11 protein-coding genes and 1 pseudogene are annotated in these 10,655 nt (G+C 69.7%); 3 read left to right on the top strand and 9 right to left on the bottom strand.

Annotated elements, in window-relative coordinates; translation table 11 throughout:
- Window positions 1–356 precede the first annotated feature (356 nt).
- The 4 genes and pseudogenes from J2S55_RS40965 to J2S55_RS40980 all read right to left on the bottom strand — a co-directional run.
- Window positions 357–731 (bottom strand): annotated as a pseudogene (locus tag J2S55_RS40965) (transposase); the annotation flags it as partial.
- Window positions 728–1,309 carry a helix-turn-helix domain-containing protein gene (locus J2S55_RS40970; protein WP_306872411.1) on the bottom strand — a complete coding sequence of 194 codons (582 nt, stop codon included), beginning with the start codon at window positions 1,307–1,309 and terminating at the stop codon, window positions 728–730. The gene J2S55_RS40970 and the pseudogene J2S55_RS40965, both read right to left, overlap by 4 nt.
- 73 nt (window positions 1,310–1,382) lie before the next feature.
- The gene (locus J2S55_RS40975) at window positions 1,383–1,790 is read right to left on the bottom strand and encodes a transposase (RefSeq protein ID WP_370879751.1); all 408 of its coding nucleotides are present in this window, start codon (window positions 1,788–1,790) and stop codon (window positions 1,383–1,385) included.
- On the bottom strand, window positions 1,747–2,817 hold the full coding sequence (locus tag J2S55_RS40980) for an alkene reductase (protein ID WP_306872412.1): 1,071 nt from the start codon (window positions 2,815–2,817) through the stop codon (window positions 1,747–1,749). The genes J2S55_RS40975 and J2S55_RS40980 overlap by 44 nt, the downstream gene beginning before the upstream one ends.
- A 73-nt stretch (window positions 2,818–2,890) precedes the next feature.
- On the opposite strand from J2S55_RS40980, the gene J2S55_RS40985 reads away from it, so the two are divergent.
- The gene (locus J2S55_RS40985; protein ID WP_306872415.1) at window positions 2,891–4,759 is read left to right on the top strand and encodes an ATP-binding protein; all 1,869 of its coding nucleotides are present in this window, start codon (window positions 2,891–2,893) and stop codon (window positions 4,757–4,759) included.
- Complete coding sequence (locus J2S55_RS48505) at window positions 4,743–4,964, top strand: response regulator transcription factor (protein WP_370879813.1); 222 nt, start codon at window positions 4,743–4,745, stop codon at window positions 4,962–4,964. Before J2S55_RS40985 ends, J2S55_RS48505 begins: the two co-directional genes overlap by 17 nt.
- On the opposite strand, the gene J2S55_RS40990 is transcribed toward J2S55_RS48505, so the two are convergent.
- The 3 genes from J2S55_RS40990 to J2S55_RS41000 all read right to left on the bottom strand — a co-directional run bounded on the left by J2S55_RS40990 (window position 4,946) and on the right by J2S55_RS41000 (window position 7,450).
- Window positions 4,946–5,227, bottom strand: a complete 282-nt coding sequence (locus J2S55_RS40990; RefSeq protein ID WP_306872417.1) for a hypothetical protein — start codon at window positions 5,225–5,227, stop codon at window positions 4,946–4,948. The genes J2S55_RS48505 and J2S55_RS40990 overlap by 19 nt on opposite strands.
- 42 nt (window positions 5,228–5,269) lie before the next feature.
- Window positions 5,270–5,782 carry a GtrA family protein gene (locus tag J2S55_RS40995; RefSeq protein ID WP_306872419.1) on the bottom strand — a complete coding sequence of 171 codons (513 nt, stop codon included), beginning with the start codon at window positions 5,780–5,782 and terminating at the stop codon, window positions 5,270–5,272.
- 141 nt (window positions 5,783–5,923) lie between these two features.
- Window positions 5,924–7,450 carry an alpha/beta hydrolase family protein gene (locus J2S55_RS41000; protein ID WP_306872422.1) on the bottom strand — a complete coding sequence of 509 codons (1,527 nt, stop codon included), beginning with the start codon at window positions 7,448–7,450 and terminating at the stop codon, window positions 5,924–5,926.
- A 384-nt stretch (window positions 7,451–7,834) separates the two neighbouring features.
- On the opposite strand from J2S55_RS41000, the gene J2S55_RS41005 reads away from it, so the two are divergent.
- Window positions 7,835–8,482, top strand: coding sequence for a TetR/AcrR family transcriptional regulator (locus J2S55_RS41005; protein WP_306872425.1), 648 nt, complete (start codon window positions 7,835–7,837; stop codon window positions 8,480–8,482).
- Window positions 8,483–8,601: 119 nt separating this feature from the next.
- On the opposite strand, the gene J2S55_RS41010 is transcribed toward J2S55_RS41005, so the two are convergent.
- Together J2S55_RS41010 and J2S55_RS41015 are read right to left on the bottom strand one after the other, a co-directional pair.
- The gene (locus J2S55_RS41010; RefSeq protein WP_306872428.1) at window positions 8,602–9,801 is read right to left on the bottom strand and encodes a sensor histidine kinase; all 1,200 of its coding nucleotides are present in this window, start codon (window positions 9,799–9,801) and stop codon (window positions 8,602–8,604) included.
- A gap of 26 nt (window positions 9,802–9,827) precedes the next feature.
- The gene (locus tag J2S55_RS41015; protein WP_306872431.1) at window positions 9,828–10,514 is read right to left on the bottom strand and encodes a response regulator transcription factor; all 687 of its coding nucleotides are present in this window, start codon (window positions 10,512–10,514) and stop codon (window positions 9,828–9,830) included.
- Window positions 10,515–10,655: the final 141 nt, after the last annotated feature.

Raw genomic sequence — 10,655 nt, forward strand, 5'->3', positions numbered from 1 at the left:
TCCGCCGGTCTGGACGGCACCATACCGGCGCCGGCGGGCGCGGAGCAAGACCGAATAGAGGGCGAACGGCCAACGTCAGGACGCCCGGTCCAGGTCGCGTCGGAGGAGTAGATCAGCCGAGCAAGCTCCCCCATCCGGGCGAACTGCGTTCCCCGAGGCACCAGTGCTGCGTTCCTTAAAGGCAGGTAGACGAACTTATGCCGGAGGATTCGGGGCTGCGGGGATGGCCGTCCCCAGATCCAGGGCTGGGCGTGAGCGTTGAGTTGGGCGGTGGCGAGAGCGACCGCGTAGGCGATCTCGGTGGCGTCGGCGAGGGTCTGCCCGGCGAACGCGGCCCGGCGCAGCAGTCGCCACCAGCCCTCGGCCAGGTTCAGCCAGCAGGCCCTGACCGGGATGAACACCTGGCGGATCCGCGGATGACGGGCCGGCCATCGGCGGACCCGCCAGCTGAAATGGCTGGACAGATTGTCGGGGATGACCACGATCGGGCCACGCCGGTTGGCGGTGGCGATCTGCTGAAGCAGCTGGATCCAGCCGTCGCTGTTGCGCGAGGGCGCGCAGAAGGTGAGTTCGGTGCCGTCGCGGATGCGCAGCGCGCCGTAGACCCAGGTCTTGTCGGTGCCGCGTGAATACTCCAGCCGGTCCTTGATCCGATGCCCGCCGGGTGACCAGGCGGGCGCGGGCGGGAAGGTGCGCGGGGTCACCGGTCCCAGCTCGTCGGCGCAGATCACCGTGGTGCCGGGCGGCGGGTGGGTGTAGAGGCCGATGATTTCGGCCCTTTTGGGGTGAACTGCGGATCGGTCGATTCGCTCCAGGAGCGGGTGTGCCGCCAGCGGACCTTCTCTTTGAGCAGGATCCGGCGGACCTGGCTACGGGCGATGACGATGCCCTGCGCGCGGGCGGCGGCGGTCAGGCTGTCCAGAGTCCACTGCGCGGGACCGCTCTCGTCGTCGGCGACCAGGTCGCCGGCCCCGTCGCGAACCGGTCGTCCGGGCGGGGCCGAGCGCGCCAGGGCGATGACATACCCGCGTTCGACCTCGGTGAGCCGAGGTTTACGGCCCGCCCCGGGCCGATCGCCGAGCCCGGCCAGGCCTTCGGCGTTGAAGCGCTCGATCCGCTCGCGCACGGTCTGCATGTGACAGCCCAGCCTGGCCGCGATGGCACTGGTGCGCAGCCCCTGCCAGCTGAAGGCGATCATCTGCGCCCGCGTGATCCAGTCGGCCGGGGCATGGCGGGCCCCGGCCGGTTTGCGGATCTGCCGCTCCTCGTCGGCGTCCGCCGGCGGACGCGCGTACAGCAGTTTCGGCATGACAATACCCCTGAGACCATCATCTCCCCAGGTCGGCAGGCAGGGATGTACGGCCGCATTCAGGAACGTCGCACTAGAGCCTGTACGGAGTTCGGGTCTCTATGCTGGCCGGGAGGCTTCGGATCCATAAGACGGCCCCGCGTAGATGCAAGCCGGCCAGATAGCTGTCGGGCGTCCTGTCGAACCGGAAGGCCGGCCCACGCCACTGTTTGATGCGGTTGATGCAGCGTTCGGCCGTGTTGCGCTGCTTGTAGAGATCGGGATCATGGGTGACCGGCCGGCCGCCGCGGGAGCCGCGCTTCTTGCGGTTGGCCACCTGATCGGCCCTCTCGGGGACGACCGCCTTGATCCGGCGTCGGCGCAGGTAGGCGCGGTTGCCGCGGGAGGAGTACGCCTTGTCGGCGGCCACCACGCCCGGCCGGGTGCGGGTCCGTCGCTCACGACAGCGCGGGGTAGTCGGTGCAGCCCTCGTGGTCCCCACCGTAGAAGGTGGCTCGGTCCGGTTCGTTGTACGGCCCGCCGCGCCGTACCCGCTCCGGCAGGTCGGGGTTGGCCAGCCAGAGGGCGCCCAGGCTGATGACGTCGGCGACGGTCAGTGCCTCCTCTGCGGCTTCGGGCGAGGCGTGCATCCCGGCGTATACCGGGGTGGTCCCGGAGTGGGGATTGAGCATGAGCACACCGGGCCAGGCAGCGCGGACCTCCTCGGTGACCCGCCTGTTCCCGACTTCCAGCAGGTGCACGTAGGCCAGGTCGGGGTGGAGCGCGCGGACCAGACGGGTGTAGACGCCCATCGGGTCGCTTTCCTCGATGTTGTTGTACGGGTTCCCCGGGGACAGCCGGATGGCGGTGCGCTCGGGGCCGATCGCCTCGGTCACGGCATGGGCGACCTCGACGGCAAAGCGGATCTTGTCTCCGTACTCGTCGGTTCGCAGGTTGACGTTGTCGGACAAGAATTGCTGGATCAGGTAACCGTTGGCGCCGTGCAGTTCCACCACGTCGAACCCGGCGTCAATGGCGTTGCGTGCGGCCTGGGCGAAGTCGGCGATCGTCTGAGCGATCTCCGCCACGGTCAGCGCATGCGGTGTGGGGTGGTCGAGCATCGTCCCGTCGCGCGCGGTCATCTGCCCGCCTGAGGGGACGGCCGAGGGCGCCACGGGGAGTCTGCCATCGGGATACAGACTGGGATGCGCGACCCGGCCGCTGTGCCAGAGCTGGGCGAAGATGCGGCCGTCCCGGTCGTGCACGGCATCGGTCACTCGGCGCCACGCCTTGACCTGCTCAGCGTTGTGCAGGCCCGGGGTGTCGATGGAACCCTGCCCGATCACGGAGGGCTGGACGCCTTCGGTGATGATCAGTCCTGCGCCGGCGCGCTGGGCGTAGTACTCGGCGGTCAGTTCCGTGGCCAGCCCTCCGGCGGCGGCCCGGCTGCGGGTCATCGGGGCCATCGCCAGCCGGTTGGGCAGGTCGAGCTTGCCGACGGTCACGGTGTCAAACAATGTCTTGGCCATGACAGGGACGTTAGGGACGGGACCACTGGGCCGACATCCGTAGTGCCCACGGGGTAGCGTCACGGGGGTGCAGATGACGGTAAAAACGGAAATATCCGCGCTGGTGGAACAGGCGGCCGGCGGCACCCTGCTCATCCGAGGCACGGCGGGCTCGGGCAAGTCCACTCTGTTGGAGGAGGCCGCGCACGGTCGGCGGACGCTGCGCACCACCGGCATCGAGACCGAGTACGGCCTGCAGGCGGCAGCTCTCGACCGGCTCCTACGTCCCGCATCACTGCGCAATGCCACCGACCCGTTCCAGGCCGGGGAGGCGCTGATAGCACTGTTGAGGGAGGGCCCTCGGGTTGTCCTGGTCGACGATGCCCACTGGCTGGACCGTTTCTCCGCAGCCGCACTTGTCTACGCCGCGCGCCGAGCGCATGCCGAGGGTGTGGCGATCATCTTCGCGGCCGACGACGACTTCGACGCTCCCGGCGTACCGGAGCTGGCCCTGCCCGCCCTGGACACGGCCGAGGCAGCGGAGCTCATCGCCGACGTCGAACTGAACCCCCAGGTCCGCGAGCGGATCGTGCGGGAAGCGGAGGGCAACCCGCTCGCGCTGCGCGAGTTCGCCACAGCACTCACCACCGAGCAGCGTCTCGGCCGCGTAATACCGCCGCCCCTGCTCGCCGTACGGCCGCGTGTGCTCGGCCGGTTCGGCCACCGGCTGGCCACCGCGGTCTCCGAGGGCAGCCGCCCGCTCCTGTCCCTGATCGCCGCGGAACGCGATGGCGACCTCGCCGCCATCATGACGGCAGCGGCCGCGCTCGGCCAGACCGAGAACGACCTTGCGGAAGCAGAGGGCGTCCTGCGTGTCACGGGGATGCGGGTAGAGTTCCGGCACCCCCTGGACCGCGCCGCCGCCTACTATCTGGTCCCGCTCGCGGACCGGCTACGCGCGCACCGCCTGCTGTCCGACGCCGTACACGACCCGGTCCGCCGCCTGGCGCACCGGCTCGCGGCCACCATGACCCCGGACGAGAAGATCGCAGCAGAGCTCGAAGACCTCGCCCGCCGCGCCGATCCCCTACTGGCGGCCTGCATCTACGACCACGCCGCGCTCCTCAGCGCCCAGCCGGAACAACGCACCCGGCGCAGCGGCGCGGCCGCCAGGCGACTCCTGCGCGCCCACGACTACGAGCGGGCGCTGCCCCGCCTCGCCGGCCAGGAGAGCGTCCAAGCCCTGCTGCTGGCCGGAGACGACGACGCCGCCCTCGCTCTCGCCACCCGGCAGGTGGCGCGGCTGCGCGAGCAAGGCCGATGCGACGCGCTGCCAGAACCACTCGGCCGGCTGGCCCGGGCCCTGATCGCCGCAGGCCGGTTCTCCGAGGCCAGAGCAGCTGTCGAGGAGGCCACCCAGATCGCCGCTGACGCTGCTCCCACACCTGGCCTCCTCGCCGAAATCGCCGCCCTCGAAGGTTCCTCCGATGGTCTGCCCGGTCTGCTGGAACTCGGGCTCGGCCGGTTCCACGAGGCCCTCCCCCACCTGGAAGCGCGCTGGCGCCAACCGGACACTCCCATGATCGCCGCCGCCGACCTGGTAGAGGCAGCGATCATGGCCGGCAGGCCCGAACGCGCCGCCGAGCCGCTCGCCCGCTTCCCCGAATGGGCCGAGCGGACCGGCCAGGACTGGGCCATGGCGGTGGCACTGCGCATCCAGGCCCTGGCCGGCCAGGGCGAACAGGCCGACGACCTGCTAGCGCGCGCCGTGCACCTTCACGAGCGGGGCGGACGTCCCTTCGAGCGAGCCCGCACCGCTCTGCTGTACGGCCAGCGGCTCCGCCGAGCACACCGCACGTCCCAGTCGAGGGCATCCGCTCCGTCTGGCCGCGGAACTGTTCGAGCATCTCGGCGCCGCAGCGTGGGCCACGCGGGCCCGTGCCGAACTGCATGCGGCCGGTGAGCACTCCGCTTCGCGAGCAGACCCGCTCAGCCAGCTCACCTCACAGGAACGCCGCATCGTCCGGCCGGCCGCAGCGGGCGTCAGCAACCGCGAGATCGCCTCACAGCTCTTCATCAGTCCGAGAACCGTGGAATACCACCTCTACAAGGCATATCCGAAACTCGGCGTCGCCTCCCGACACGAACTTCACACCGTGCTCAGATGATGACCTGGCTGCAGGAGCCGTGGCAGAACCTCGATCCGGGCCGAGACCGTGCTCAGTTGCCCTGCCGCTCCCTCCGGCCGGCCGCACAGCAACTCGGCGCGGGCCGACAGGTAAGTGAGCTCAATCTGCTCGACCGGAGCGTCGGACCAGCGCAATTCCTTCTGCATGATCAACAGCTGGGTACGGCACTGCTCCGCACGTGAGGGCTGCACAGCCGAAAGCACCTCGGCCTGGGTCATGACAGCGCGTGCCCGCACCGGCATGAAGCAGTCCAACCGCCGAAACGGCTTCTGGATTCGCTGCCATCAAGCCGCCTCGTCCGTGGAATCGGGAGTGGGAGCCAGTCGCACGCTGCCGGACCGGGCCTTCTCGTCGGGGAAGACCCACTTCCGGAGCGCCCAGAAGCGGAAGACCATGGCGATCAACGTGCCGATGACCTGCGCGCTCATGAAGTCGGCGATCTCCTGCGTCACCAGGCTCACATCCGGGGTCTCCAGACGAAATACGTACCGGGAGATCCATAGCGGCGCGGAGCTGAGCACTAGGCCGACGCCACTGACCAGGAAGAACAGCGCCGCCTCGTGACGGCGCTCGCGGCCGCCCCTGGTCCGGAACGACCATTCGCGGTTCAACACGTAGGACACGATCGTCGCCACGAGCACCGCGATGATCTTCGCGGTCACCGGCTTCGGTTCCAGAACGGTCAGCTTCAGCCCATAGAAGATCGTGTTGTCCACCAAAAAGGCCGTTCCACCCACCACCACGAACTTCAGCAGTTCACGGTGCTTCAGCGCAAATGCGTGCAGCGGTTCCGGCAATCTTGCGAGTACTGCGTTTGCTGTTCGGAGCACCCCCGATCTTCTCACCAGTCGAACACCCTGGTAACAAGATTTACGGAGTAGTACCGGGACCCCGCCGGGCGGACCCCTCGTCCGCCCGGCCTGGCGGATGGACAACGGTCACCGAGAGGGCGCGGCGGCTGACGGCTGCTCCAGCCCGCCCTGGTGATGCATGAACCGCGCTTCCGGGAAGCGGCCCGACGGCCCTTCGAGCAGTGACGGTGACTGTCCCTTGAGATGCTTGCCGAAGAACGCGAGCGAGTAGGCGTTGATGATGTCGTGTGCTCGCTGAGCGTCGATCGTCCCGTTCAGGCCAAGCTGCGGTGTGACCGGTGACCAGACCGGGACGTCGGTGAAGTCGACGTGGAACAACCCAGGGACCTCCACGTAATAGCCGGCGCCCGACAGGCGCTGGTACACGTCGGTCATGGTCTCGATGGTCTCGGAGATCTCCTTCTCCGGCCAGCCGCCGCTGCGCTCCCGTTCGAGACGGAAGGTGTCGGTATCGCGGGTCATGAACATGACTGGCTGCTGCAAGCCCGCCCTGACGACGTGGGCCGTCATTTGAACGTCCATGATGAAGCACGCCTTGAGGCGCTGGTCGTTCGCGCACGCCTCGGCACCGGTCGCGCCGCCCCACGAGATCCCGAAGACGCCGGCGCGCTCGAGGTCGAGGCGGCCGGTCAGGATGCCGTCGGGGTCGGCTCCGTTCAGCCCCGCGAGCCGGTCGAGCGCGAAGCTGACGTCCTGCGCGAAGTACGGGATGATGCCGTCGGGAAGCGCCTTCCCCTGGAGTGTCGGCGCGTCGGGCCGCGGCGTCCAGCTCTGGCTGATCAGCGGATAGATCTTGTCCCTGGGCCACCCCGGGATCTCCCGCCCGTCGGGGAAGCGTGTCATGGCGGCGGCGCCCGGCTGGTCGAGCCCGACGACCACGTAACCGTGCGAGACCAGCTCCTGGATCTGGAAGGTGCTCGCGGCGCGGAACCCGCCGAGCCCGGTGAGGGAGATGAGCACCGGGTAGCGGGGGCGGTCGACCGCCATCCGAGCGGACGTGACGGCGTTGGTGGTCACGTACCTGAGCTGGCTGAAGACGGGCTCCGGGAAGCCGGCCAGGCGCGCCATCGCCGACGTCACCGCCTCGGCGTCTTGGATGTAGGGGGTGCGCGGCGCCGACGGCTGAGGCTCGGCGGGATACCAGACCTGCGCCATGAGTTCCCGGTGATCATCGGGGGCGTCGGTGAACAGCTCCGGACGGCCTGCGTCCACCCAGTGGTAGGTCGTAGTGCCGATCGCATACGGTCCGGTCGGCTCGGGGAAACGGAATACGGGCATCACCGTCGCCAGGAGGATGGAGACGAGGGCCGCCAGCGCACCCAGTCCGGCGGCTGAGCCGGCGACCAGTCGGTTGACGTGCACGGCGCTCGGCCGGACGACGCCGGTCAGCCAGGTCAGGAAGAGGATCGCGGTCAGCGCGTAGGCAGGGGCCAGCTGCCAGCGCGGGCCTTCGACGAGGAGCTGCGCTGCCGCCAGGAGCAGCGCGGCGGGCACCACGGAGCCTGGCCGGCGCAGCGCGCGTAGCCGGGGGATCGCCACGATCGCGAGCCCCAGCAGGTTGGCGGCCGACAGCAGGATCTCCAGGGGTCTCATCAGGTGCTCCTCAGGTTGTGGCTGCTGCCGACGGCCGTTCGGGCGAAGACCGGGTCGAGCCGGACCAGGTCGTCGGCGTCGGCGAGCTGCGGCTCAGGCAGCTTGGGCATGCGGGTCTCCTGTCTGTATGGGGGCGGGGGTGCTCGGCGCTCGGACGTCCATGCCACCGGGTAGCGGGTCCGCAGGGTGGGTGCGGTGAGGGCGTGCTGGATTGGGCCACCGACAGTGGACTGTCCGAGGGAGGAGGCGATGCTCGACCGAGACGGTGACCGCAGGCAGTTGGACATTGTGGTCATGACCGCTTCCCTCCGAAACCTACGTCGTAGGTTTCCATCTGCACGATAAATTCTACGGTGTAGATTTGGCAAGAGGGAGGGAGTAGACGTGGCCAGACGCACACAGGGCACGTCGGCGGGGCTCGATCGCGGGCGCATCGCGGCCGCCGCCGTCGTACTCGTCGACCGCGACGGCCTCGAGCGCTTCGGGATACGGCGGCTCGCGGAGGAGCTCGGGGTCGACCCGATGTCGATCTACCACCACATCAAGGGCAAAGCGGCGCTGCTGGACGCGATCTCCGAGGCCGTGCTCGCCGAGGTGGCGGCCGGCGCGGACGACACGCCCCGCGGCTGGGAAGAGATCACCCGCTGGACGGCGCACCGCTACCGGGAGATGGCCTACCGGCATCCCCGGGTGTTCCCGCTGCTGGCTACGCGCGCCCAGACCTCACCGGTGGCCCTCGCCGCCCTGGAACGACTGGTCACCGCGATGCGTGAGGCTGGGCTGCCCGACCAGGTGGTCGCGGACGCGCCGCTGATGCTGTTCGGCTTTCTCAACGGATATCTGCTGGCGGTCCTCAGCGGCGGGCCCGACGGGGTCGGTGACATGCCCGCGATCGACGCCACGGTGTACCCGACGATGGCCACCCTCACGCCCCTGCAGGCCGACTTCGGGTCTGTGGCGGAGTTCGACCGGATGCTCGACGCCGTACTCGGCGGGATCCGGAACCGGGCCGATCGACAGGGGACCCGCTGAGCGCGCGGACCACGGCGAACGCCCGCCGCGCTCTTCAGCCTCGGCTGCGCGCTCAGCTGCCGGCGACGCCTCACGTCATTGTGTCAGGAGCTCTTGGGGGCCGGTTGGGGCGGTGCTCGTCAAGGAAAACACACGCGCACGGTGAGGCCGCCCCTAGGGTTGGCCTCAGCGGTAACGGCGGCGCCGTGGGCTCGGGCGATGGAGGCGACGATGGACAGGCCGAGCCCGGCGCCCTCGCCCGCCGTGTGCCTACGTTCATGGAGGCGGCGGAACGGCTCGAAGAGCAGAGGGACCTCGTCGGCGGGCACGAGCGACCCGGTGTTGGCGACGGTGAGCGTACGGTCCGGGGCGGTGAGGGTGATCCGGACGATGCCGCCCCACTCGTTGTAGCGCAGGGCGTTGCCGAGCAGGTTGCGGACGAGGTGGGCGAGCAGCACCGGGTCGCCCTCGACGGTCGTCGGCGCGGCCGTGATCTCGACGGAGATGCCGCGCTCCCCCGCCTCGTCGGCGAGTTCGGCGGCCACGTTCGTTGCGGTCTTGTCCAGCGCGACCGGTTCGGGTCGCTCCAGTCCCTGGTCGGTGGCGGCGAGCAGCAGCAGCGACTCGATGAGGTGTTCGCTGTGGTCGGCGACCTCGATGAGCTTGCTGCGGATCCATCGCACCCGTTCGGGGTCCGTGTCGAGCAGGCCGATGTCGGCCGCCGCCCGCTGGACGGCGAGCGGGGTGCGCAGTTCGTGCGCGGCGTTGGCGGCGAACCTTCGCTGGGCGGTGACCAGTTGCTCGATCCGGTCCAGCATCTGGTCGAAGGTGTCGGCCAGTTCCTTCAGCTCGCCGGGCGGGCTCTTCAGGCCGATGCGCTGGTGGAGGTTCTCGCCGGAGAGCTTTCGGGCGGTGGCGGTGATCACGCCGACCGGGCGCAGCACGCGGCCCGCCATCCACCAGGCCAGCAACAGTGAGAATGCGGCGAAGACGGCGAGTGCGATGCCGGAGACGGTGAGCAGGCGGCTGAGTGTGGCGTCAGCGGCGGCGCCGACCATCTTGGTCTGGGCGTACTCACCGGCTTGGTCCGAGGGGATCAGGCTGCCGGGTTGGGGTTCGGATGTCGCGAGCGGGACGACCCGGATGCCCGGGCGCACGTCCGAGAAGGCGCTGCCGATGCGGTTGTCGAGCCCGTCCTGGACGAGGGAGTAGATGACCGTGACGAGCACGCACGCCGCGCCGAGCAGCAGGCTGCCGTACAGGACGGTGAGGCGGGCGCGCTCAGTGGCGGGGCGCAGCCGGCGGAGCGCTTGCCATCCCCCGGTGCGGGTGCGGATCACTTGCCTTCCTCCACCTCGGCCGGCGATCACCCGCCGACCTTCGGCGCGGCCGGGGTGAGGGCGATGCGGTAACCGGCACCGGAGACGGTCTCCACGACCTGCGGATCGCCGAGTTTGGCCCGCAGCCGGCTGAGTGCGACCCGCACCGGGTTGGTGTTGTAACCCGCATGCTCCTCCCACACCTGCTCGATGAGGTCCTCGCCGCTGACCACCGCGCCGTCCGCCCGCATCAAGGTCTCCAGGACGGCGAACTCCTTGCGGGTGAGCATGAGCCTACGGCCGTGACGTTCTGCCTGGCGGCGTGCGGTGTCCAGGACGATTCCGGCCCGCTCGATGACCGGGGGGAGCGCCGGCCTGGCACGCCGGCCGAGCGCGAGGACCCTGGCCAGGAGCTCGTCGTAGGCGAACGGCTTGGTGAGGTAGTCGTCGGCGCCGAGGCCCAGGCCCGCGACCCGGTCGGGGATGGCGGTGGCGGCGGTGAGCATCAGGACGCGGGTGAGCAGGCCGTCGGCGACCAGTCGGCGGAGGACCTCGTCGCCGTGCAGGCCCGGCAGGTCGCGGTCGAGCACGAGTACGTCGTAATCACCGAGCTGCGCCTTGCGCAGCCCGCTGAAGCCGTCGAGGGCGACATCCACCGTGATCGCGTCACGGCGCAGACCCATGGCGATCATCTCGGCCAGGAACTCCTCGTCTTCCACCACCAGTACGCGCATGCCTTATGTGTACCCGAAGCGGACCTTTCGCCGTTGTTTCGCCGACCCGCGTGCCCGGGCCTGCAGTCGGCCCGCACCGGGGCTCGGGTCGGCTGTAAGAGAAACGAAACAGCCCCCTCTGCGACTCTCTCACCAGCCGCG

The sequence above is a fragment of the Streptosporangium brasiliense genome, from assembly GCF_030811595.1.
Lineage (GTDB): Bacteria > Actinomycetota > Actinomycetes > Streptosporangiales > Streptosporangiaceae > Streptosporangium > Streptosporangium brasiliense.

What these genes read in the sequence shown, in the direction of transcription:
- J2S55_RS40980 (WP_306872412.1), bottom strand. Translation starts at nt 2,817, where the DNA reads ATGGCCAAGACATTGTTTGACACCGTGACCGTCGGCAAGCTCGACCTG.
- J2S55_RS40970 (WP_306872411.1), bottom strand. Translation starts at nt 1,309, where the DNA reads ATGCCGAAACTGCTGTACGCGCGTCCGCCGGCGGACGCCGACGAGGAG.
- J2S55_RS40990 (WP_306872417.1), bottom strand. Translation starts at nt 5,227, where the DNA reads ATGCCGGTGCGGGCACGCGCTGTCATGACCCAGGCCGAGGTGCTTTCG.
- J2S55_RS41015 (WP_306872431.1), bottom strand. Translation starts at nt 10,514, where the DNA reads ATGCGCGTACTGGTGGTGGAAGACGAGGAGTTCCTGGCCGAGATGATC.
- J2S55_RS40985 (WP_306872415.1), top strand. Translation starts at nt 2,891, where the DNA reads ATGACGGTAAAAACGGAAATATCCGCGCTGGTGGAACAGGCGGCCGGC.
- J2S55_RS41000 (WP_306872422.1), bottom strand. Translation starts at nt 7,450, where the DNA reads ATGAGACCCCTGGAGATCCTGCTGTCGGCCGCCAACCTGCTGGGGCTC.